At 71.9% G+C, this 23,850-nt stretch carries 18 protein-coding genes and 1 tRNA gene; 4 read left to right on the forward strand and 15 right to left on the reverse strand.

The genetic code is table 11. The annotated features are described in order from the left end of the window. Nucleotides 1-107: 107 nt before the first annotated feature. Nucleotides 108-1,067 carry a type II secretion system F family protein gene (locus DEI93_RS10810; RefSeq protein ID WP_111027007.1) on the reverse strand — a complete coding sequence of 320 codons (960 nt, stop codon included), beginning with the start codon at nt 1,065-1,067 and terminating at the stop codon, nt 108-110. Continuing rightward, nucleotides 1,064-2,125, reverse strand: coding sequence for a TadA family conjugal transfer-associated ATPase (locus tag DEI93_RS10815; RefSeq protein ID WP_111027008.1), 1,062 nt, complete (start codon nt 2,123-2,125; stop codon nt 1,064-1,066). Before DEI93_RS10815 ends, DEI93_RS10810 begins: the two co-directional genes overlap by 4 nt. A 629-nt stretch (nt 2,126-2,754) precedes the next feature. Here DEI93_RS10815 and acs point away from each other — a divergent pair. Next, nucleotides 2,755-4,701: an acetate--CoA ligase gene (gene acs / locus DEI93_RS10820; RefSeq protein ID WP_111119253.1), complete on the forward strand. Its 1,947-nt coding sequence runs from the start codon at nt 2,755-2,757 to the stop codon at nt 4,699-4,701. A gap of 236 nt (nt 4,702-4,937) precedes the next feature. Here acs and DEI93_RS10825 read toward each other — a convergent pair whose 3' ends face one another. Next, complete coding sequence (locus DEI93_RS10825; RefSeq protein WP_258372173.1) at nt 4,938-5,399, reverse strand: RidA family protein; 462 nt, start codon at nt 5,397-5,399, stop codon at nt 4,938-4,940. Continuing rightward, complete coding sequence (gene sp36 / locus DEI93_RS10830; RefSeq protein ID WP_258368513.1) at nt 5,396-5,554, reverse strand: Sp36 family protein; 159 nt, start codon at nt 5,552-5,554, stop codon at nt 5,396-5,398. The genes DEI93_RS10825 and sp36 overlap by 4 nt, the downstream gene beginning before the upstream one ends. A 50-nt stretch (nt 5,555-5,604) precedes the next feature. Between sp36 and DEI93_RS10835 the strand changes: the two genes are divergently transcribed. The 3 genes from DEI93_RS10835 (at nt 5,605) to DEI93_RS10845 (ending at nt 9,268) form a co-directional block, all read left to right on the forward strand. Next, on the forward strand, nt 5,605-8,154 hold the full coding sequence (locus DEI93_RS10835) for a transglycosylase domain-containing protein (RefSeq protein ID WP_111119252.1): 2,550 nt from the start codon (nt 5,605-5,607) through the stop codon (nt 8,152-8,154). Next, complete coding sequence (locus DEI93_RS10840) at nt 8,151-9,113, forward strand: metallophosphoesterase (RefSeq protein WP_111009476.1); 963 nt, start codon at nt 8,151-8,153, stop codon at nt 9,111-9,113. Before DEI93_RS10835 ends, DEI93_RS10840 begins: the two co-directional genes overlap by 4 nt. Before the next feature lie 78 nt (nt 9,114-9,191). After that, nucleotides 9,192-9,268: transfer RNA gene (locus tag DEI93_RS10845), tRNA-Pro, on the forward strand. A gap of 123 nt (nt 9,269-9,391) precedes the next feature. Here the strand turns inward: DEI93_RS10845 and DEI93_RS10850 are convergent. The 11 genes from DEI93_RS10850 to DEI93_RS10900 form a co-directional block, all read right to left on the reverse strand. After that, the gene (locus DEI93_RS10850) at nt 9,392-10,441 is read right to left on the reverse strand and encodes an LLM class flavin-dependent oxidoreductase (protein WP_111009621.1); all 1,050 of its coding nucleotides are present in this window, start codon (nt 10,439-10,441) and stop codon (nt 9,392-9,394) included. 188 nt (nt 10,442-10,629) lie between these two features. Then, complete coding sequence (locus DEI93_RS10855; protein WP_111009475.1) at nt 10,630-11,256, reverse strand: thymidine kinase; 627 nt, start codon at nt 11,254-11,256, stop codon at nt 10,630-10,632. Next, nucleotides 11,256-12,050 carry a DNA-binding response regulator gene (locus tag DEI93_RS10860; RefSeq protein ID WP_258368512.1) on the reverse strand — a complete coding sequence of 265 codons (795 nt, stop codon included), beginning with the start codon at nt 12,048-12,050 and terminating at the stop codon, nt 11,256-11,258. The genes DEI93_RS10855 and DEI93_RS10860 overlap by 1 nt, the downstream gene beginning before the upstream one ends. Then, on the reverse strand, nt 12,037-13,182 hold the full coding sequence (locus DEI93_RS10865; protein ID WP_111119251.1) for a hypothetical protein: 1,146 nt from the start codon (nt 13,180-13,182) through the stop codon (nt 12,037-12,039). The genes DEI93_RS10860 and DEI93_RS10865 overlap by 14 nt, the downstream gene beginning before the upstream one ends. Next, entirely contained in the window at nt 13,179-14,468 is a 1,290-nt protein-coding gene (locus DEI93_RS10870) for a sensor histidine kinase (RefSeq protein ID WP_111119250.1), read from the reverse strand. The genes DEI93_RS10865 and DEI93_RS10870 overlap by 4 nt, the downstream gene beginning before the upstream one ends. 226 nt (nt 14,469-14,694) lie before the next feature. Next, complete coding sequence (locus DEI93_RS10875; protein ID WP_111119249.1) at nt 14,695-15,915, reverse strand: Rv2578c family radical SAM protein; 1,221 nt, start codon at nt 15,913-15,915, stop codon at nt 14,695-14,697. A gap of 45 nt (nt 15,916-15,960) precedes the next feature. Next, complete coding sequence (locus DEI93_RS10880) at nt 15,961-17,445, reverse strand: malate:quinone oxidoreductase (RefSeq protein ID WP_111119248.1); 1,485 nt, start codon at nt 17,443-17,445, stop codon at nt 15,961-15,963. Between the two features lie 63 nt (nt 17,446-17,508). Beyond that, complete coding sequence (locus tag DEI93_RS10885) at nt 17,509-18,561, reverse strand: aspartate-semialdehyde dehydrogenase (protein WP_111009470.1); 1,053 nt, start codon at nt 18,559-18,561, stop codon at nt 17,509-17,511. Between the two features lie 12 nt (nt 18,562-18,573). After that, nucleotides 18,574-19,839 (reverse strand): aspartate kinase, encoded by a 1,266-nt coding sequence (locus DEI93_RS10890; protein ID WP_111071341.1) that lies wholly within the window; start codon nt 19,837-19,839, stop codon nt 18,574-18,576. 135 nt (nt 19,840-19,974) lie between these two features. Beyond that, nucleotides 19,975-20,574, reverse strand: coding sequence for a recombination mediator RecR (recR, locus tag DEI93_RS10895; protein ID WP_111119247.1), 600 nt, complete (start codon nt 20,572-20,574; stop codon nt 19,975-19,977). A 2-nt stretch (nt 20,575-20,576) separates the two neighbouring features. Then, entirely contained in the window at nt 20,577-23,231 is a 2,655-nt protein-coding gene (locus tag DEI93_RS10900) for a DNA polymerase III subunit gamma and tau (protein ID WP_111119246.1), read from the reverse strand. Nucleotides 23,232-23,850 lie beyond the last annotated feature (619 nt).

Raw genomic sequence — 23,850 nt, forward strand, 5'->3', positions numbered from 1 at the left:
CCGTGTCGTCCGCCCGGGTCGACCGCGGGCCCCCGCCCGCGGTGTCGAATCTGATCATCGCGGCCCGGCGTCGTCGCCCACGTCGCCGTCGCCCGGCTTGTGGACGATCACGTGACGGCGGCGATGGTGGACGACGCGATGCCGACGACGACCGGGACGACGCCGACGAGGACGAACGCCGGCAGGACACACAGCCCCAGCGGCACGACGAGCTGGGCGTTCAACCGCTCCGCCGCAGCCAGACGGTCGGCGACCACGCGACGTCGGACGTCCAGTGCGCTCGTGCGGAGCAGCGCCGCCGCGGGCACGCCCGCCTCCGCAGCGACGGCCAGGGTCTCGGCGGCCGCGCGGGCCTCGGCGTCCGGAGGCGGCACGACCGACTCGGCGACCACCCGTTCGGCGGTCGACCACGCCGCACCGCCCGAGACCGCGATCGCCCAGGCCTCGAGGACGAGCCCCGGCACGGGCCCGTCCGGCCGGGCCCGACGGACGAGGGCGGCAGTCCAGGCCCTCGCGAGCGCCACCAGCCCGACGGCGACGACGATCGACGCCCAACCGAGCGGTGTCAGGAGGAGGAAGCGCAGCGCGTCCGCACCCGAGAGGAGCCCGAAGAGCACGCCCACCAGCGGCAGCGCGAGGACGATACGAGCACTCGCGCGTGGACCCGCGAGCGCCACCTCCACGGCACGTTCGCCCTCGGCGACGTCGCGGAACGCCGCGGCGGCCGCGCCGAGCGCCGGACCGGCGGGCGCGCCCATGCGCTCGGCGACCCGCCACATCGCGGCCACCTGCGCCCAGGCAGGACCGGGCAGCCTGGCGATCGCCGCGACGAGGTCCTCGCCGGCGTCGCACGCGACGACGAGCGGTGCGATCGCGGGTTCCCGCGCCGCAACGATGCGCCAGGCACGGCGCGGTGGGAGCCCGCCGCCCACCAACGCCGCGACCCGTTCGAGCACGCGCGCCGTGGCGGTGGCGACCTCCGCGGGACGGTCGGGCGGACGGGCCTCCCGGGTCAGACGCGAGGCGGCGACGGCGGAGGCCGCCGTCGCGTCATGCGGGCCGGTCACTGCGCCGCCGCCGTCGGCACCGTCTGACGGACGACCAGTCGGCCGCTTCCGTCGAGCGCCAGGGACGCGACCGCCTCGAGCCGCCGGGTCCCGGCGATCCGTCCGACGTGGAACACACGCTCGAACGCGCTGACGGCCTGCCGCGCGAGCGCGTCCGATCCGAGCCCGGCGAGCGCGCCGAGGGCCTCGAGCCGCGCGGGGACGTCCGCCACACCGTTCGCGTGCAGCGTGCCCGCGCCGCCGTCGTGTCCGGTGTTGAGGGCGCTCATGAGTTCCCGGACCTCGGCTCCGCGACACTCGCCGACGACGATCCGGTCCGGCCGCATCCGCAGGGCCTCGCGGATCAACCGGTCGAGCCCGATCGCGCCCGCACCCTCCGCGTTCGCCTGCCGGGCCTGCAGCGCGACGACGTGTGGGTGAGCGACGCGGAGTTCGGCGACGTCCTCGACCGTTAGGATGCGTTCGTGGTGCGGGACGAGTGCGAGCATCGCGCCGAGCAGGGTGGTCTTGCCGCTGCCGGTCGCTCCGCTGACGAGCACGTTCCGGCGCGCGCGCACGGCGTCCTCGACCTCGGTCCGGGCGACGCTGGCGAAGAACCCGGCCGCTTCGAGGTCCGACAGCCCGAGCTGCTCGGTGCTCGGCAGCCGGATGCTGATCGCGGTCCCGTGGTGGGCGACCGGACGGAGCACGACGTGCACGCGGATGCCGCCGACGTGGTGGACGTCCGCGCAGGGCGTGGACTCGTCGACGTGGCGACCGCCCAGCGCCACCAAGCGGACGGCGAGTTCCCGCGTCCGGGCCTCCGGGAGCACCATCCCCACCACGGATCGGAGTCGGATCCCGTCGTCGACCCAGACTCCGCGGCCACCGATCACCAGCACGTCGGTGATGTGCGGATCGGCGACGAGCGGGTAGAGCTCGTCGAAGTCGACGAGCCGGTCCGGACGGGGCCGGGAGTCGAGCAGCGGCCGTCCGTCGCTCGTCGTGGACGGAACGAACGGTGTCACGTCCTGCGTCCAGGCCACCCCGGGCGGACGCGGCGTCTCGGTGTCGTGCATGCCGCGGAACGGTACGCAGGCGCCGAGGGCGCCGATCGCTCGGCAGCGCCAGCGGTGGATGAATCCGAGGCGGCGCGACCTGTGGAGGAGGCATGTGATGCGCGCACCGACGAGACGCGATCTGTACCCCGTTGTGCAGGTGCGGTCCGCGCCCGCGGTCGTCGCGGCCCGGGTCGGGCATACGGTGCCGCGAGGCACGACGAGCAGTGTCGACGACCGCTGTCGGTGCGAGGGTCAGCCGCTCGGCTCGGACGCGGATGGACCGCTGCGGCGACGTCCGCCGAGCCCCCAGACCGACCGTTCTGTGTACAGCGCGGCGATCGGGCGGCGTCCCGGGGGCCCACGGTCGCCCTCGACCGCGTCGACCCTCACCAGGAAGAGAAAGGGGCGGCACCAGTTGGGGGGAACGGGTGCCGCCAGACAACGGAGGATTGGGGGGAATCCCGACCGCTGCCCCCGGAAACGAGTCCGGTACCACCAGTGTACCCCACGACAGCACCGTCGTGGGCGCACCGCGACCGTTCCGAGGGCAGTCTGTCCGCACCGGCAGGATCGGACGCGTGACCGCCGTCGTCCGCGGTAGTGTCCCGAACAGCCACAACCCGTCGCGACGATGCGAAAGGACGCCGATGCCCACTCCCGCCGAGTCCCCGGTCACGCCCCACGACGGGTTCCCCCCGTCACCGGAGTTCTCCGCGACCGCGATCGCGCAGCCCGACGTGTACGACGCAGCACGAGAGGACCCGGCGGCGTTCTGGGCCCGACAGGCACACGAGCTCCTCACCTGGCGGACTCCGTTCGCGCGGACCGTCGACACCTCGGACTCACCGTTCGTCCGCTGGTTCGAGGACGGCACGCTCAACGTCGCCGAGAACTGCCTCGACCGGCACGTACGGGACGGGCACGGCGAGCGGGTCGCGATCCACTTCGAGGGCGAGCCGGGCGACCGACGGGACATCACCTACGCGGAACTGACCGACGAGGTCCGCCGCGCCGCGAACGCCCTCGAGTCCCTCGGCGTCGGGGTCGGCGACCGGGTCGTCGTGTACATGCCGCTCGTCCCCGAGGCCGTGGTGACGATGCTCGCGGTCGCCAGGATCGGCGCCGTGCACTCGGTGGTGTTCGGCGGCTTCAGCGCCGAGAGCCTCCGCGCCCGGATCGAGGACGCCGGCGCGAAGGTCGTCGTGACGGCCGACGGCGGCTGGCGGAAGGGCGCGGTCGCTCCGCTCAAGCCCGCGGTCGACGAAGCCCTCGCCGGCGCGGGGACCGGATCGGTCGAGCACGTCGTCGTGGTCCGCCGCGGCGGGAACGCGGTCAGGTGGCAGGACGATCGCGACGTGTGGTGGCACGACCTGGTACCGGGCGCCTCCCCGGAGCACGAGGCCCGGGCGTTCCCGGCGGAGCAGCCGCTGTTCATCCTGTACACGTCGGGCACCACGGGGCGCCCGAAGGGGATCGTCCACACGTCGGGCGGCTACCTGACCCAGGCGGCCTGGACGCACCGGAACGTGTTCGACATCCACGCTGACCGCGACGTCTACTGGTGCACGGCGGACATCGGCTGGATCACCGGCCACAGCTACGTCGTGTACGGCCCCCTGGCGAACGGCGTCACCCAGGTGCTGTACGAAGGCACCCCGGACGAACCGCGTCCCGGGCGCTGGTGGGACGTCGTCGACCGGTACGGGGTCACCGTCCTCTACACGGCACCCACCGCCGTCCGCGAGGCGATGAAGGCCGGGCGTGCGATCCCCGACGAGCGCGATCTCGGCTCGTTGCGGCTCCTCGGCTCGGTCGGCGAACCCATCAACCCGGAGGCCTGGCACTGGTTCCGGCAGGTCATCGGGCACGACCGCACGCCGGTCGTCGACACCTGGTGGCAGACGGAGACGGGCGCGATCATGGTGTCCGCCCTCCCCGGCGTGACGCGGTTGAAGCCCGGAGCCGCGCAGACGCCGATCCCCGGGATCAGCGCCGAGGTCGTCGACGACGACGGAGCGGTCGTGCCGCGAGGCGGGAGCGGCTACCTCACGATCACGGAGCCCTGGCCGTCGATGGCGCGGGGCATCTGGAACGACCCGGAGCGGTTCGTCGAGACCTACTGGTCGCGGTTCCCCGGCCGCTACTTCGCCGGTGACGGCGCACGGCTCGACGGCGAGGGTGACATCTGGCTGCTGGGCCGGGTGGACGACGTCATGAACGTGTCGGGGCATCGCCTCTCCACCGCCGAGATCGAGTCGGCGCTGGTCGAGCACCAGGCGGTCGCCGAGGCGGCCGTGGTCGGCGCCGCCGACCCGACCACCGGACAGGCGATCGTCGCCTTCGTCATCCTGCGGGCGTCCGCCGACGATGTCGACCGGGAGGCCGTGGCCGCGGAACTCCGCACCTTCGTCGCCACGCGGATCGGTGCGATCGCCCGCCCGCGTCAGGTCGTCGTCGTGCCGGAACTGCCGAAGACCCGGTCGGGCAAGATCATGCGGCGGCTGCTCCGCGACCTCGCGGAAGGACGGGGCGTCGGGGACACGACGACGCTGGCGGACGCCGACGTGATGCGACGGATCACGGAGTTGCTCTGACGGACCGGTCGAGCCGGCCCGCGGAACGGGCACGGACCTCCCTGCTGCGGCGGGACCGCGAAGCGCACGCGTTGTCCGATCAACGACCGGATGGTGACGACGCGGCGCCCGCGCGGACGACGCTCTGACGAGCGGTCACCGCACCTGCGGCGATGCGCGGCGCCGTGGCCGGTCTCCCCCAACACACCGACCGGTCACGGCGTACCCGGCGTCGGTTCGCGGCGTCCCGGGCGGTGTCAGGCCGTGAGCTCGAGGACGAGCTCGATCTCGACGGGCGCGTCGAGCGGCAGCACCGCCACCCCGACGGCGCTGCGCGCGTGCACGCCGACGTCGCCGAACACCGTGCCGAGGAGGTCCGACGCGCCGTTGACGACGCCGGGCTGCCCGGTGAAGGACGGGTCGGAGGCGACGAACCCCGTCACCTTGACCACGCGAGCCACGCGGTCGAGCGACCCGATCGCGGCACGCGCCGCGGCGAGGGCGTTGAGGGCGCACTGGCGTGCCTGGTCCCGGGCGACGTCCGCGGTGACCTGCGCGCCGACCTTGCCGCTGACCGGGAGCGCTCCGTCGACGAACGGCAGCTGCCCGGAGGTGTACACGAAGCCCTGGGCCACGACGGCGGGGACGTAGGACGCGACCGGGGCGGCGACCTCCGGCAGGGTGATGCCGAGTTCGGCCAGCCGCGCGTCGACGTTCACGCCGACGTCAGCGGACGCTTGAGGTACGCCACGAGCCCGCCCTCGGGACCCTGCACCACCTGCACCAGCTCCCAGCCGTCCTGGCCGAAGTTGTTCAGGATCGCCGTCGTGTTGTGGATGATCAACGGGGTGGTGAGGTACTCCCAGCGGGGCATGCGGCTCCTTGTCAGCTGGACGGTCGGGGGCATCATCTAGGCTGCATCCTATGTCTGCCCAGAGGACGAAGCCCGTCTCCGCCGTCGGCGCCCTGGTCGGTTTCGTCGGCTTCAGCGTGCTCGCCGGACTGCTCGTGACGATCGGGGTGACCCCCGCCATCGCCGTCGCGGGCGTCACGACGACGTCCACGATCGGCGTCTTCGAGTCGCTGCCGGAGTACATCGAGATCGGTGCGCTGCCTCAGCGGAACGAACTCTACGCGTACCAGGGCGGCAAGTCCGTGCAGTTCGCGACCGTGTACGACCAGAACCGCGAGGAACTGACGTACGACCAGATCTCCCCGATGCTCAAGGACGCCGCGGTCGACGGTGAGGACCGCCGCTTCTGGAGCCACGGCGGCGTCGACGTCGCGTCGTTGGTCCGCGCGGGTGTGGGCAGCATCGCCGGTGGCAGCCTCGGTGACTCCGGTGGGGCGTCGACGCTGACGATGCAGCTCGTCCGGAACATCAAGATGCAGCAGGCGCTCGAGAAGCCGACCAAGGCCGAGCAGCTGAAGGCCTACAACCAGGCCGTCGAACAGACGATCCCGCGCAAGCTCGAGGAGATGAAGCTCGCCATCGGTCTGGCGAAGAAGTACACGAAGAAGCAGATCCTCACCGCGTACCTCAACATCGCGTACTTCGGCGACAACACGTACGGGGTGCAGGCGGCAGCGCAGCACTACTTCAACAAGAGCGCCACGAACCTCTCGCCGGTCGAGGCCGCGTCGATCCTGGCGGTCGTGCAGTCGCCGAACACGCGGAACCTCTCGGACCCGAAGTACTACGACGCCAACCAGGCCCGCCGCGACGTCATCCTCAAGGCGATGTTCGCCGAGCACGACATCTCGAAGGCGCACCTCGACAGCGCCCTCGCGACGAAGCCCGCGGACTACGTCCACCTGACCCCGGCCACGCAGGGGTGCCAGGCGGCCGGTGGGACCGGCGCGCAGTTCTTCTGCGACTACGCCGTCAAGGTCGTCAAGGAGATGGACCAGCTCGGCGGGACCCAGGAGGAACGCGACGCCGCGTGGCGGACCGGCGGGTACAAGATCCAGACCACGCTCGACCTCGACCTCAACGGGCAGCAGAAGACCTTGCTCGACACGTACGACGACAAGGGCTCGACAGCGCTCTCGCTCGGGTCGACCTTCGACTCCGTCGAGACGTCCACAGGGCGGATCCTGACGATGGCGCAGAACAAGGACTACGACCAGTCCCCGACCTCGCCCCCGTCGTCCACGAGCATCAACTACAGCGTCGACCACAAGTACGGCAACTCGATCGGGTTCCAGACCGGGTCGACGTACAAGCTGTTCACGCTCCTCGACTGGCTCGAGAACGGGCACGGCTTGTACGAGAGCGTCAACGGGACGCCCCACACCGTGAGCGCATGGCAGCACTGCGGGAGCACGCTGTACACGCCCTGGAACCCGAAGAACGACTCGCTCGGCGAACGCGGGTACTACTCCGTCGTCAACGCCACCGCCGAGTCGGTCAACGCGGCCTTCGAGTCCATGGCGGCCAAGCTCGACCTCTGCGACATCCGCGACGTGGCGCAGAAGCTCGGCGTGCACGACGCCGACGGCAAGGCGCTGAAGACCGTGCCCTCGTCCGTGCTCGGTGTGAACAACATCGCGCCCCTCACGATGGCGTCGGCGTACGCCACCGTCGCGAACAACGGCGTGTACTGCGCTCCGATCGCGATCGACGGCATCACGGACGCGAACGGCACGTCGCTCGGCGGCCAGACGAAGCAGTGCAAGCAGGTCATCGACCCGAGCGTGGCGCAGGCCGCGGTCTACGCGATGAAGCGCACGATCTCGAGCGGCACCGCGGTGGGCGCGCAGACGTACGACGGAGCCCAGCTCTTCGGCAAGACGGGGACCACCGACAACGCCGACCAGATCTGGCTCGTCGGCGGGAGCACCAAGGTCGTCACGGCCTACTGGCAGGGCAACACGGACGGCAAGCGGACCAGTCTCCGGCACGTGTACTCGCCCGCGAGCGGGACCACCCTCGCGTCGCAGCGCGCGTCCGTCTGGCGGCAGGCGCAGACGCCGGTCAACCAGCAGTACGCACCCGGCGTGTTCACGGACCCCACGTCGTCCGCGATCAACGGGTCGTCCGTGAGCGTGCCGGACCTCAGCGGGAAGACGACGGCCGACGCCCAGACGACGCTCGCCGCGGACGGCTTCACGTTCGTCGACGGCGGCACGCAGGCGGGGTCCGCCGCCGCGGGCACGGTGTCCTCGACCTCCCCTACCGCGGGCACGATGCTCTCGAAGGGATCGAGCGTCACGGTGTTCACCAGCGACGGGTCCCAGGCGAAGGTCCCCGACGTCAAGGGCAGGACGTCGTCGGACGCCAAGGCGACCCTCGGCGATCAGGGCTTCACGTCCGTGACCGTGAGCGGCACCTTCCAGAAGGGCACGAACGGCCAGGCCTGCAAGGTCGCGTCGACGGACCCGGCCGCCGGGACCGCCGCGACGAAGTCGGCCCAGGTGACGCTCACCCTGTACGGGACGCCGGACGGCAAGGACCCGGGGAACTGCAAGTGACGCGCGGTCGCGGCGGCTCGGCCGCGCTCGGCGTCCTCGCGGTCGGCGCGGCCGTCGGCGTCGGGAGTGCGGCGTGGGGCACGCTCGTGGAGCGTCGGCGGTTCTCGATCCGGTGGGAGACCGTCCCGGTCCTGCCGCCGGGATCACGGGACCTGACCGTGCTGCACCTGTCCGACATCCACATGGCGCCGTGGCAGTCCGACAAGCAGCAGTGGCTCCGTGATCTGAGCCTCGTCGAGCCGGACTTCATCGTGAACACGGGCGACAACGTGAGCCACCCGATGGCGAACGCCGCGGTGGAGTACGCACTCGAACCGTTCCGCGGCGTGCCCGGCGTCTTCGTCGACGGCTCGAACGACCACTTCGGGCCGAGCCCGCGCAACCCGCTCAAGTACTTCGGCGGCCCCAGCCAGCTCCGCAAGGACGTCGAACCGGTGCGCCTCGACGTCACGCGACAGCACGCGTTCTTCGAGTCCCTGGGCTGGCTCGACCTGAACAACCGGGCACATGCCGTCGAACTCCGCGGCTCACGCCTCGAACTGTTCGGGACCGGCGACGCGCACCGCGGTTGGGACCGCCTCGATCTCCTGCCGAACACCGTCGATGAGCTCCGCGAGAACGTCCCGTGGACGGACGAGCCGGGACCGGAGCCCGTGTCGATCGGCGTGACGCACGCGCCCTACCGCCGCGTGCTCGACGCGTTCGTCGCCCAGGGCGCGGACATCGTGTTCGCCGGACACACGCACGGCGGCCAGGTCGCGGTCCCCGGGTACGGCGCGCTCGTCACGAACTCGGACCTCCCCCGGCGCTACGCGAGCGGTCTGCACCGGTGGGAGAACCGGACGCACTGGTCCTGGCTCGAGGTCTCGGCGGGGATCGGGACGTCGATCTACGCGCCCGTGCGGTTCGCAGTCCGACCCGAGGCGGTCGTCGTCACGCTCACGGCGCGCACGGTCTGACGATCCGACGCGTGGTCTCGAACACCTCCGATCATCCGGTAGACTTCTGGGGTTGCTCCGATTCGGACAACCGCACCGCGGGGTGTGGCGCAGCTTGGTAGCGCGCCTCGTTCGGGACGAGGAGGTCGCAGGTTCAAATCCTGTCACCCCGACCACCACGAAGGGCCCGGCTCATGTGAGCCGGGCCCTTCGTCCTCCCGCAGGCAGGACCGCCGCTCGCGAGCGGCCAGCCCCAGTCCGTCGGCCGCTCGCGGATGCGCGTCCGCGTGGCGGACGCGTCAGAGGGCGGGAGCAGCAGCCGAGGCGGTCCGGGTGATCCGGCCCTCCCGGTGCAGCCGCATGACGGTCTCGAGCGCCTGGTGCCGGTACGGGGCCTGCGCGGCACCCGGCGCGATGATCAGGCCGTCGGCACCCGTCGAGTCGAGCAGGGACGACAGCTTGTCGGCGACCTCGTCGGCGGAGCCGTACGCCTGGCGGGCGATCCGCGCGGCGATGAACCGGCGCTCGAGCTCGTCGAACTGATAGGCCCGGGCCTCGTCCATGCTCACGGGCTGCGGCTTCGCACCCTGACGCATCCGGATGAACGAGATCATGCCCGGCGCGGACTGCTCGTCGACGACTCGGGGGTCCTCGTCGGTGACGACCTGGACGCCGATCATCGACCGCGGTTCGGACAGGAACCGCGACGGACGGAACGAGGACCGGTAGAGCTCCAGCGCCGCCTCGGTGTTGTCCGCGGCGAAATGGTGCGCGAACGCGAACGAGACGCCGAGCACGCCGGCGACCTGGGCGCTGTAGCCGGACGACCCGAGCAGCCAGAACTCCGGCACGTCGCCGTATCCCGGGACCGCCTGGATGCGCGCGAGGGGGTTCGTGGGCTCCATGCCCGTGAAGAACCCGATGAGGTCGGCGAGGCGGTCGGGGAAGTCGTCGACGTCGAGCCGGTCGGTCCGACGGAGGGCCATCGCCGTCGCCCCGTCGGTACCCGGAGCGCGTCCGAGCCCGAGGTCGACGCGGTCGCCGTAGAGGGCACGGAGCGTGCCGAACTGCTCGGCGACGACGAGCGGGGCGTGGTTCGGCAGCATGACACCGCCGCTGCCGATACGGATCGTGGACGTGGCCGCGCCCACGGCGGAGAGCAGCACCGCCGGTGCGGACGAGGTGATGCCGGGCATGCCGTGGTGCTCCGCGACCCAGAACCGCTCGTACCCGAGCCGCTCCGCGACGGTCGCGGTCTCCACGCTCCCCCGGAGCGCGTCACCGTTCGACTGCCCGTACTCCCGCGTCGCCAGGTCGAGGACGGACAGGTGCACGCTGGTGTCGGTCATGCCCACTGCAACGCCTCGTGGCGCCGCCGGATTCCCGGGAGGCACGGCCCGGGCCCACCCGCAGCGGGCCGGCACCGCGGCTGGCTCCCGGGAGGCACGGCTCGGGGCCACCCGCAGCGGGCCGCCACCGCGGCTGGATCCCGGGCGGCACGGTGCGGTTGGACCGGCACCGCGCCTCCCGACCGACGTCAGTCGCCGTCGAGGACGCCGCCGGACTCGGTGAGGTAGCAGGTGGCGCAGAGCGACTCGTACGTCACGTCGGCGCCGTCGATCGCCACCTGCGACCCGGCGAAGACGAACACGCCGTCGACCTTGCGCGCGTTGAACACGGCCTTCCGGCCGCATCGGCAGATGGTCTTCAGCTCCTCGAGGGAGTGGGCGACCTCGAGGAGACGGCGGCTGCCCGGGAACGCCTCGGTCCGGAAGTCGGTGCGGATGCCGTAGGCGAGCACCGGGACCTCGTCGAGGACGGCGATGCGGAGCAGGTCGTCGACCTGCCGGGGCGTGAGGAACTGGGCCTCGTCGACGAGGACGCAGCTCACCGGCCGCACCATGCCGTCGAGGGACGACGACATCGGGTCGGTCCCGCTCGCCGTGGCCACCGCGGCGCGCACGTCGTCCGACCCACCGACGACGAGGTCGACGGGACGGGTCACGCCGAGGCGCGAGACGATGTGCCGGTCGCCCTTCGTGTCCACCGAGGGCTTCGCGAGGAGCACCCGCTGGCCCCGCTCCTCGTAGTTGAACGCCGCCTGGAGCAGCGCGGTGCTCTTGCCGCTGTTCATGGCGCCGTAGCGGAAGTACAGCTTCGCCACTACTGGAGGAACCCGTCCTCCGCCGCGCGCCGGATGAGATCGGACTTCTTCGATGCCGGCCGACCGACCTTGCCGTACTTCTCCCGCACGCGACGCAGGTACGTCTTGGCGGTCTCGTACTGCACGTTCATCTGCGCGGCGACCTCGTTCGTCGAGAACCCCGACACGTACAACCGGAGCGCTTCTTCCTCACCGTGGCTCAGCTTCGGCCGCTGGTGCGCGTTCGCACCGGTCGGCAGTGGACGCCAGTCGCGCTGCGGAGCGGCCTCACGAGCGACGCCCATGATGTCGCGGGCGATGTCCATGACCTCGCGCATCGGCAGCGACTTCGACAGGAACGCCGCGGCACCGGCCTGTAGTGCACGGTCGCGGGACTCCCGCGTGTCGACGCTCGACAACACCACGACCTTCGCGCCGGCAGCACGGCAGGTCCGGACCCGGGCCTCGATCGAGACGGGTTCCTTGAGCTGGAAGTCGAGGAACACGAGGTCCGTCGGGAAGCTGTCGCTGTGCACCATCTCGAGCCAGCTGTGCGCGGTGAGCGCGAGATCGAAGTCGTAGGCGTTCACCGAGATCCAGCTCGACAGGCTGTCGAGGAGGACCTCGTGGTCGTCGAGGATCGCGAGCCGGACGCGCCGTGCGCCCTGCCCTGCTCCTTGACCCGGTGCCCCCTGAGCGGCGCGGGCATCGCGCGCGGTGGCCGGCACGGACGTCGCTCCGGCGGGCCGGGCGTCGGTGGCAGGGAACCGCGCCGACTGCCCGTTGGTCAGCCTGTTCGGGTCAGTGCTGGTCATAAGAGAACCTTAGTGCGAGGGCGGAAGGACGGACCTCGACGTCGAGGTCCGGGAACGTCACGCGGAGGACGGCGAGGTACGGATCGAAGGCGCGGTGGATGGCGAGGTCCGTGGCTGCGACCGCGGCCTCGAGCGTGAAGCGGACGCGGCCGTCGTGGTGCGGGTCCGGCTCGATCCGGATCCGGACGCCCGCCGGGTCGACGGTGGACGCCCGGAGCACCGCGCGGACCGCCGTGCGGACGACCGTCCGCTGGTCGACGTCCATGCTGCGGATGAGGGCACCCGGATCATCGACGTGCGCGGCCTCGGCGCCGTCCGCCATGAGCGCCTGCTCGAGCCAGGTGCGATCGGCCTCGGCGACCATGACGCGGCGGATGCCGTCGGCGATGGAGCGCGCGCGGGCACGGTCGGCGTCGGTGATCGCCTCGTGCCTCCGGAGCTGTTCGAAGAACGGGATGACGTCGCGCGCGAGGATGGTCACCCGGTCCTGCTGGACGCTGCGGGCGATGCCGTCCCGCTCCGCGCGCTCGACCGAGTACGAGGCCGCGCGGATCTGCACCCGCTCGGCGAGACCGACGAACGTCCACGCGAACGCCACGGCCGCGGTCGTGAGCACGACGGTGGGGACGGCGGCGAGCACGGCCGACACCGCGACCGGCACGCTGGACGGGAACGCGGCGGCCACGGCCCCGAACGCCACGGCGTCGACGACCGCCAGGACCGCCCCGCCGACGAGGACGTCGCGCCAGGGCCGGTAGGGCGCCATCACGAGGATGCCGACGCCCGTGACGAGCGGCATGAAGTCGTTCGCGGCGTCCCGGTCCGGACCCCACTGCGCCGCGACGCTCGCGATCGACGCCGCCGCGAGGAGCGCGGTGTAGGCGACGAACGCCCCGCGCGCGAACGGCGCACGGAACGGACTCGTCGCGAACGCCGAGACACCGGCGGCCGCCGCGACGAGCAGCACGGTGAGCGCGGAGAGCGTGGGACTCCCCGGTACGTCTCGGGCGACGATGGAGGCCACGAGCGCCCAGACGACCGAGGCGGCCCCGGTCACGAGGGCGAGCGGGCGGGACCCGAGTGCGCCGAGCGGGTCGTACTGCTGCGGGGTCCGAGCGGGCTCGCGGTTCACGAGGCCGACCTGAGCCGGCCGTCGTCTCCGGCGGGGAACGAGGGTGCCGAGACCGCGCCGGCGCGCCGCGCGTCACCCTCGGCGGCACCGCGTCGGCCCGGACGGAAGGGCACGGACATCATGACGCTGGTCCCGCTGCCGGGCGAGGACCACACCTGCACCTCACCACCGACGCGATCGATCCGCTGCCGCACGGAGTTGCGGAGACCGAGGCGGTCGGCGCCGGTCGTCCGCTCGTCGAAGCCCCGGCCGTCGTCGACGACCATCACGGTGCACATGAGGCCGTCGTCGAACACGCTGACTTCGGCGCGATCGGTGCCGGCGTGCTTCTGGACGTTCGTCAGGCACTGCGCGAGCGCACGCGCGAGTGCGGCCGCGACCGGCTGGTCCAGCCGGGCGGTGACGCCCGGGTCGCCGGTCAGGTCGACCTGGAGGCCCGCGGACCGGCACTCCTCCACCGTCCGGTGGACCACGTCGTCGTCCGTCACGGCTCGTCCCTGCGCATCGGCGTCCCGGCCCGCGTCCGGCGCCGCCAACCACTCGTGTCCGGCGAGCATCGCGAAGTCCTCGTCGACGGTCCGGGCGAGGGTGGCGTCCATGGGGCCCGCGGGGGCGAGGGCGATCGCGTTGAGGTGGTTGAGGACCGTGTCGTGGAGGATCGCCGCGGCCTCGAGCTCGATGCCCTGCCGGTACGTCGACACGTGCTCCTCGCGCGCCGACCGCAGCAGCTCGGGTTGGACGCGCTGCAACCGCGCGGTCAGCCCCGTGGCGACGCCCACGATCCCGACGACGAGCCCCATGGTCACCCACGCGAGCAGGGTCGGCACCACCTGACCGATCACCTGGGCGGTGCCGATCAACGTCGCGAGGTGACCGACCGAGAACCCGAGGATCGACCACGCGATCACCCGTCCCGTCGACGTGCTCGCCCCACCTACGAGGACGAGCGGGATGACGGCGAGCGACAAGAGGTAGGACTCGATCCAGGTGGGCGCGTCGAGTCCGCTCGCCACGACGATCGTGAACCAGTACGAGCACGCGCCCCCCACGAGCAGGAACGCCGCCGCGGAGCGCCACGTACCGATGCGTGCGTGGACGGCGATCATCACGGTCGTCGGGACGAGCGCGAGCACCGCGAGTCCGACGCGCGGCGACCCCGTGACCGCGCCGTACAGCCCGAGGACCGCGACGAGTGCGACCAGTGCTGCGAGGGCGGCAGCGTGGAACGCCCGCACCAGCGACCATGCGTTCACGCGCGGCGCGAGGTGCGTTGGGATCCCGAGCATCGGTGCCGTCCCTTCCGCCGCCCTGGTGCGCCGCGGCCGATTCAACCACCACAGCGCGCGTCGTGTACCCCGAACAGTGGAGTTGGCTCGGGTTGACCTGATTGTAGCGGGCCGTCGCGACCATGGTGTGTCCCCCGAATGCCCGGACCCGAGCCCGAGAGCCGGCCCCCGACGTCGGCGGAGGCAGCGCCCGCGCGACCATGCTCGCCGGGCGTGGAGGACGACGTCAGAACAGGGTGACGGCCGACCCTGCGGCGACGTCGAGGTCCCCTCGGGCGCGGCCTGCCGCGGTCGGGGACACGGCGGTCGGCACCGCCGGGGCCCCAACTGCCGGGAGGATCCGGGCAGCTGCTGCCGGGGCCACCGGGGTCGCCGCAGCAGCCGCAGCCGACGCAGCGCCCTGTGCCTCGCCGACCTCGTCACCGAAGGACGCCGCGGCCCGTTTGAGTGGCGAACCGTCGTGGAATCCCATGGAGCCCGTCGCCGGGTCCACTCGCCCCATGGGCAGGCCGTGGTGGGCGAGGATCGGCCGCATCCGCTCCGAGAGCCACCGTCGGTAGTCCCGCGGTGCGTACGCGGCATCGAGGTACATCCGCCGGTAGCGCTCGACGAGGTCCGGGTGGCGTCGTCCGAGCCAGTCCATGAACCACGGCTTGACGCCCGGCTTGAGGTGCAGGGCCGAGAACACCACGCTCGTCGCCCCGGCCGCCGCCGCACGGCCCACCGCATCGGTCAGGTGCGCCTTGGTGTCCGTGAGGTACGGGAGGATCGGCATGAGGAACACGGAACAGTCGAGTCCGGCGTCGCGCACCGCGCGCACGGTCGCCAAGCGCGCGGCCGTCGAGGGCGTCCCTGGTTCCACCGACTGCTGGAGGTCGTCGTCGTACACGGCGATGGACATGGCGAGGTCCACCGGGACGCGCTCCGCGGCCTCGGCGAGGATCGGGATGTCGCGACGGAGCAAGGTGCCCTTCGTCAAGATGCTGAACGGCGTGCCCGAGTCGGCGAGCGCGCGGATGATCCCGGGCATGAGCCGGTACCGCCCCTCGGCACGCTGGTACGGGTCCGTGTTCGTGCCCAGCGCGACGGGATGACGATCCCACGAGGGTCGCGCCAGCTCACGCGTGAGGACCTCGGACACGTTCGTCTTGACCACGATCTGCCGGTCGAAGTCCGCTCCGGCGTCGAACTCGAGGTAGGCGTGGGTGGGGCGGGCGAAGCAGTACACGCAGGCATGACTGCAGCCCCGGTAGGGGTTGATCGTCCACCCCCACACGCCGCCGTCGTGGCCGCCGACCCGGTTGAGCGCCGACTTGGCCAGGACCTCATGGAACGTGACCCCGGCGAACTCCGGCGTCGTCACGCTCCGGACGAACCCGCGGTTCGACGCGAGCCCGGGGAGCATCGCGTCGTCCGAGGCATCGATCGTCTGGCCGTCCCACCGCATGCCCCCATTCGAACACGTGTTCGAACGGAGGTCAAGCGGCGGCGGTCAGCGGTGGAGGTGCAACGTCGCCGCGGTCCGGGTGAGCGTCTCGTCAGCGAGCGCCGGGTCGTCCGACAACCGCTTGCCGTACGTCGGCACCATCCCCCGGATGGCATCCGCCCAGTGGTCCCGGCGGTCGGGGAAGCAGCGCTCGAGCAGCCCGAGCATGATCGGCACCGCGGTCGACGCCCCGGGCGAGGCGCCGAGCAGCCCGGCGATGCTGCCGTCCGCCGAGGTGATGACCTCGGTGCCGAACTGCAGGACACCGCCTCGCTCGCGGTCGGGCTTGATGACCTGGACGCGCTGTCCCGCCGTGATCCGGTGCCAGTCCCCCGGCTGTGCCGACGGCATGAAGTCCCGGAGCGCGGCGAACTTGCGGGACCGGCTCGCGAGCAGCTGCCCGACCAGGTAGCGGACCAGGTCCATGTTCGAGAACGCGACCGACAGCATCGGCCGCAGGTTGTGGAGCCGGATCGACCGGAAGAGATCCGACCACGAGCCCTGCTTGAGGAACTTCGGGCTGAACCCGGCGTACGGCCCGAACATCAGACTCGCCTGACCGTCGACGATCCGCGTGTCCAGGTGCGGCACCGACATGGGCGGCGCACCGACCGACGCCTTGCCGTAGACCTTGGCGGCGTGCTTGACCACGACCGCCGGGTCGTCGGAGCGGAGGAACTCACCGCTCACGGGGAACCCGCCGTAGCCGCGGATCTCCGGGATGCCGGAGCGCTGGAGGAGCTGGAGCGCGCCACCGCCGGCACCCACGAAGACGAACTTCGCTGCGATGCGGGACCTCGACTGCCCCACCTCGTTCTTGACGAGGAGCTCCCAGGTGCCGTCCTTCCGGCGCGACAGGTTCTTCACGACGTGGTTCGACTCGAACTGGACGCCGTCCCGGCGCAGCCCGTCGACGAGCTGACGCGTCAAGGAACCGAAGTCGACGTCGGACCCGGCGGGCGAGTACGTCGCCGCGATGGGCTGCGACCGCTTCCGGCCGGGGATGAGCGCGGGCGCCCACCGGCGGATCTGGCGTGCGTCGTCGCTGTACTCGAGGCCGGCGAAGAGCGGGTGGTCCTTCATCGCCTCGTACCGTGTGCGCATGTAGGACACGTTGTCCTCGCCCCAGACGAAGCTGATGTGCGGCGTCGGGTTGATGAAGGTCTCGGGAGCGGCGAGCGCGCCGGTCTCGACGAGGTGCGCCCAGAACTGCCGCGAGACCTGGAACTGCTCGTTGACGCCGATGGCCTTGCTGATGTCCACGGAACCGTCGGGCAGCTCCGGCGTGTAGTTCAGCTCACAGAGTGCCGAGTGCCCGGTTCCCGCGTTGTTCCAGGGGTTGGAGGACTCCTCGGCGACGTCGGCGAGGCGCTCGTAGATCCGGATGGACCAGTCCGGCTCGAGACGGTGGATGAGCGCGCCCAGCGTCGCGCTCATGATGCCACCGCCGATCAGGACGACGTCCAACGGCTGCACTGGCTTCTCTGGCACCCGATGATCCTACCGGCGGCGGTCCGACACCGGCTGCGCCGGGGCCGGGAGGCACGGCCTGGGTCAGGCGACGACCGCGCGGCGGGCGAGCACCGCCTCCGCGATCTGGACCGCGTTGAGCGCGGCACCCTTCCGGAGGTTGTCGTTGCTGACGAAGAGGGCGAGCCCGTGCCCCTCGGGTGCCGAACGGTCCGTCCGGATCCGCCCGACGAAGCTCGGGTCGGCGCCGGCAGCCTGCAGGGGCGTCGGGACCTCGGACAACTGCACGCCCGGTGCGGCGGCGAGGACCTCCGACGCTCGCTCCGGCGTCAGGGGGCGCGCGAACTCCGCGTTCACCGAGATCGAGTGCCCCGTGAACACCGGGACCCGGACGCAGGTCCCCGCGACGAGCAGGTCGGGCAGCTCGAGGATCTTGCGGCTCTCGTTCCGGAGCTTCTGCTCCTCGTCCGTCTCGCCCCAGCCGTCGTCGACGATGCTGCCCGCGAGGGGGATGACGTCGAAGGCGATCGGCGCGACGTACTTCGTGGGCTCCGGGAAGGTCACGGCGGAGCCGTCGTGCGTGAGGGCTGCGGCGTCCTGCTCGAGCGCCGCCCGGGCCTGCCCGAGCAGTTCCTCCACGCCGGCGAGGCCGCTGCCGGAGACGGCCTGGTACGTCGTCGCGACGAGCCGGCGCAGACCGGCCTCGGCATCGAGCACCTTGAGGACCGGCATGATCGCCATGGTCGTGCAGTTCGGGTTCGCGATGATGCCCTTGCGTGCCTCGTCGATCGCATGCGGGTTGACCTCGCTCACGACGAGCGGGACATCCGGGTCCATCCGCCAGGCGCTCGAGTTGTCGATGACGAGCGCCCCCGCGGCGGCGAAGCGCGGTGCCAGGGTCCGGGATCCCGATGCCCCGGCGGAGAACAGAGCGATGTCGATGCCCGTCGGGTCCGCGGTCGCCGAGTCCTCGACGACGATGTCCTCGCCCCGGAACGGCAACGTCGTGCCTGCGGAGCGGGCGGTGGCGAAGAACCGGACCGTCGTGGCGGGGAAGGCACGGTCCTCCAGCAGACGGCGCATGACGGTGCCGACCTGCCCGGTGGCGCCGACGACGGCGACGGTGAGCTCGCTCATGGTGTCTCCTGTCTACCGGCCGGTGCCGGCGTAGACGACGGCTTCGACGTCGGCGTCGAGACCGAACGCCGAGTGGACGACGCGCATCGCCTCGTTCAGGGTGTCGGCCCGCGTGACGACCGAGATCCGGATCTCGCTCGTCGAGATCATCTCGATGTTGATCGAGGCCTCGTGGAGCGCACGGAACAGCTGCGCCGACACCCCGGCGTTCGTCCGCATGCCGGCACCGACCAGGGCGAGCTTGCCGATCTGGTCGTCGTACTGCACGGTCTCGTAGCCGATGCTCGCCTTCGAGGCCTCGAGCGCGGTGAGGACCCCGGAGCCCTGCGACTTCGGCAGCGTGAACGAGATGTCGGTGCGGCCGGTCGCCGCGGCGGAGACGTTCTGCACGATCATGTCGATGTTCGCGCCGGCCCGGGCGACGGTCGTGAAGATCTCGGCCGCCTTGCCCGGCTGGTCGGGCACGCCGACCACCGTGATCTTGCCCTCGGAGAGGTCGCCAGCGATGCCGGTGATGATCGGTTCTTCCACGGACTCCCCCTCGGCAGGGTTGTAGACGATGGTGCCCTCGGTGTTGTTGAACGAGGACCGGACGTGCAGGGTGACGCCGTGCCGCCGGGCGTACTCGACGGCGCGGATGTAGAGGACCTTGGCGCCCGCGGCCGCGAGCTCCAGCATCTCCTCGCTCGTGATGCGGTCGATCTTGCGCGCCTTCGGGACGACCCGCGGGTCGGCGCTGAAGATGCCGTCGACGTCGGTGTAGATCTCGCACACGTCAGCACCGAGGGCAGCGGCCAGGGCGACGGCGGTCGTGTCGGAGCCACCGCGGCCGAGGGTGGTGATCTCACCCGTCGTGCGGTTGAAGCCCTGGAACCCCGCGACGATCGCCACGTGCCCGGCGTCGAGGGCCTCACGGACGCGCTTCGGGGTGACGTCGACGATCCGGGCACGGCCGTGCTGGGCGTCGGTCAGCATGCCCGCCTGGCTGCCGGTGTACGAGCTGGCTTCGACCCCGAGGCTCTTGATCGCCATCGCGAGCAGCGCCATCGAGATCCGCTCGCCCGCGGTGAGGAGCATGTCCAGCTCGCGACCGGACGGCAACGGGGTGACCTGGCTCGCGAGGTCGAGGAGCTCGTCCGTCGTGTCGCCCATCGCGGAGACGGCCACGACGACGTCGTTGCCGGCCTTCTTCGTCTGGACGATCCGCTTGGCCACGCGCTTGATGCTCTCGGCGTCCGCGACGGACGACCCACCGAACTTCTGCACGATCAATGCCACTGACGAACTCCTGGACTCCCACGGACGCGGTCCGCCGATTCTACCGAGTGTCCTCGGACTGTTGCGTCGCGCGCACGCCGCACGCAGCGACCCCGGGCGGTCGCCGACCGGCGCCCGTCGACCGGGAGGCCCGGGTCAACCGCCCACGAGCCGGCGCCCCTCGAAAGCGCGTCCGAGCGTGACCTCGTCGGCGTACTCGAGATCCCCACCGACCGGGAGTCCGGAAGCGAGGCGCGTCGTCCGGACCCCCATCGGCACGAGGAGCCGGCTGAGGTAGGTGGCCGTCGCCTCGCCCTCGAGGTTCGGATCGGTCGCGATGATGACCTCGTCCACGGTGCCGTCCGCGAGCCGCGTCAGCAGACCCTGGATGCGGAGGTCGTCGGGGCCGACGCCGTCGATCGGGCTGATCGCGCCGCCGAGCACGTGGTACAGCCCGCGGAACTCACGGGTCCGCTCGATCGCGGCGACGTCCTTGGCCTCCTCGACCACGCAGATGACCGCGGGCGAGCGGCGGGGATCGCGGCAGATGCTGCAGCGTTCTGTCTCGGTCACATTCCCGCAGACCTCGCAGAAGCGGACCTTCTCCTTGACCGCCATGAGGAGTTCCGCGAGGCGCGTCGGGTCGAACGACTCGGTCTGCAGGATGTGGAACGCGATCCGCTGCGCGGACTTCGGACCGATCCCCGGCAGACGGCCGAACTCGTCGATGATGTCCTGGACGATGCCGTCGTACATGGTCAGAAGCCTCCGGACCCGCTGCTGTCGAGCGTGGTCTCCTCGATGAACTGGGCCCCGAGGATCTCACGGACGACCGCCTCGCCGTAGCGTCCGGGGACCGGCACACGGGCGGGCCGCTCCGGCGCCGACGGGGCCGTCCGGGCGGGAGCTGGGGTGCCGCCCCCGCGGGGCGCGGACGCCGACGGTGCTCGTCCTCCGGTGGGTACGGGCCCCGCGGCGGATCGACCCGACGGGCCCGGGTCCGGGAACGGCGCTCCGTCGTCGTAGGGCTCGTCGTCGAGGGGGTAGTCGTCGACCGGCACGTCGCTCGGTCCGCCTGCGACAGCCGGGGTGCTGGCCGGACCACGGACGGCACCGGCAGCGGGCGCGCTCGTCGCGGCACCCGCGGGCGCACCGCCCGTCCGTCCGGCTGGCGCGACGGCGGCCGGTGCCGTGCCGTCCGGGCTCGACGCCACCCCGAAGGGCGCGGCCCACGACGGCTCGACGTCGTCCGGGACGGCATCTGCAGTGGGATCGGACGCCGGGATCGTCGCGACCACCCAGTCGGTGACCGGGCCGGTGGGCGCGGGGGCCGGCGCGGCTGCGGATGCTCGGGACGGAGCAGGCGCGGCTGCTGGCGCCGATCCCCCGGCTGAGGCCGGCACCTGCGCGCTGCTCTGCTCGGAGGATCCGCGAGCGCCGTCGCGCGTCGGCGCCGCCGGTGCGGACTCGGGCGCCGACTGGCGCTCGGGTGTCGACTGGCGCTCCGGCACCGCCTGGCGCTCGGGTGTCGGCTGACGCTCCGGCACCGCCTGACGCTCCGGTGTCGCCTGACGCTCCGGCACCGCCTGACGCTCGGGTGTCGCCTGACGCTCCGGCACCGCCTGACGCTCGGATGCGGGCCGTCCCGCGTCCAGGTTCGACCCGGCGGGTGCCGGCCCGCGAGCAACGAACTTCACACGGACGCCGAGGACATCGAGGATGGCGGCCCGGAGGTACTCGCTGACGCTGTCCTTCGGGTCGGTCATCTGCTTGAACGACGCGACGTCCTGCTGACTCGGGAACGTCAGTGTGAGGACGTCGTCCGTGAAGGCGGTCACCTGCGCGGTCACGACGACCATCCAGGCGGACCGCCGAGCGCGCTGCACGTGCTCGACGACCTGCGGCCAGCTGTCCCGCACCTGTTGCACGCCCAGCTCGCCGACGGCCCGGACCGCCGGCGAGGCCGCGAGCGCCGCGCCGACGCCGGTCGACGAGGGCGAGCCCGCGCCCGAGGGCGCGCTGCCGGCCGTGGGGACGACCTCGACCGCGCCGGGGACCGCGCGCTGCTCGTCATCGTCGGCCCGTTCGGTCCCGGACGCGCTGGCCGGGGCGGCAGCAGCGGTGGCTCGGGTCGAAGCGGGGGTCGGCGCGGCCGGCATCGGCGCGACCGGCGTCCGCGCGGGTGCGGCAGCCGGTGCGCTTGACGTGACGACAGCGACGGGCGCAGAACCGGTCTGGCCCCCGGCGTCACCGACGCCGACGCGACGCTCGAGGCGCTCGACGCGCGCCAGGGCGCCCCGCTGGCTGTCGTCGCTCTCCGGCACGAGCATCCGCGCCACCATGAGTTCGAGGTGCAGGCGGGGCGACGTCGCGCCGGTCATCTCGGTGAGCGCACGGTTCGCGATGTCGGCCGCGCGCGAGAGCCCGACCGCGCCGAAGACGGCCGCCTGCCGCGTCATCGTCTCGAGTTCCTCGGGCGAGACTCCGCGCAACACGGCCGCAGCGCCCTCGTTGGTGGCGGCGACGACGATGAGGTCGCGGAGCCGTTCGAGCAGGTCCTCGACGAAGCGACGCGGATCCTGACCTGTCTGCACGACGCGGTCGACGGCCGAGAACGCCGAGGCCGGATCCGCCACGGCGAGCGCGTCGACGACGTCGTCGAGCAGGGCGGCATCGGTGTACCCGAGGAGTGCGACCGCGCGGTCGTAGGCGATCGTGCGGTCCTCGCTCCCGGCCATCAGCTGGTCGAGGAGCGACAGGGTGTCCCGTACCGATCCCCCGCCGGCCCGGACCACGAGCGGCAGGACACCGGGCGCCACCGACACGGACTCCTGCGCGCACAGCTGCTCGACGTACTCGAGCATGGACGCCGGCGGCACGAGCCGGAACGGGTAGTGGTGGGTCCGCGAGCGGATGGTCCCGATGACCTTCTCGGGCTCGGTCGTCGCGAAGATGAACTTGACGTGCTCCGGTGGTTCCTCCACCAACTTGAGGAGTGCGTTGAACCCCTGCGGCGTGACCATGTGGGCCTCGTCGAGGATGAAGATCTTGTAGCGGTCGCGTGCCGGGGCGAACACGGCGCGGTCGCGGAGGTCGCGTGCGTCGTCCACGCCGTTGTGGCTGGCTGCGTCGATCTCGATGACGTCGAGCGACCCACCGCCGTCCCGCGCCAGCTCCACACAGCTCGGGCACACTCCGCATGGCGTGTCCGTCGGGCCCTGAGCGCAGTTGAGACACCGCGCGAGGATCCGTGCCGACGTGGTCTTGCCACAACCCCTCGGTCCGCTGAAGAGGTAGGCGTGGTTGACGCGGTCTGCCCGGAGTGCTGTCCGCAGCGGATCGGTCACCTGCGACTGGCCGATGAGTTCGGCGAAGTTCTCGGGCCGGTAACGGCGATACAAGGCGGTGACCACGCGACCAGGGTAATCGGCGCCGCCGACACCGGGGGTCGTTCTCCACAGACCCCGGCGATGTCAGCTCGTGGTCCCGGCGCTCGCTGGCGAACCTGGACGTCGACCCAGAAAGGGCGTACCGATCAGTCCGTGGAGCGGTATCGTCCACCTACGGCCACGGCGCGACCGACCATCGCAGGACCATCCGTGGCGGATCAGGATCAGGAGTCGAGCTCATGAACGAGCGGTTGACGCTGCCGTGCACGCTGCGCCGGACGATCGTCCGGACCGCCGTGGCGCGGACGGCTGGCCGGGCTCGGAACGGCACCACGACGAGCGCCTGATCGCGGGCTCCGGGAGCCTCGGCCCCCGGAAGCCGGGGCGCGTCGGTGTTCGGGTCATCGCCGCCCCGGCCCCTCGGAGCGGCGGACGACGATGTTCGGGTCATCCTCGTCCGCCGCTCCCTCATGCGTGTCAGGGCCGCGTCCGCGCCGCTGCCCAGCGGCCGCAGCTGATCCGGCGGACGCGCACCGCGGACCGGACCCGGGGAACGGGGGGTCGGTGCCGGCCGTGGCGGTCCGCGCCGGACGCCGGACAGCGCCACCGGTCCCCTGCAGCGGTCTCCGAGCAACCGTGATCG

Source organism: Curtobacterium sp. MCBD17_035, assembly GCF_003234815.2.
Lineage (GTDB): Bacteria > Actinomycetota > Actinomycetes > Actinomycetales > Microbacteriaceae > Curtobacterium.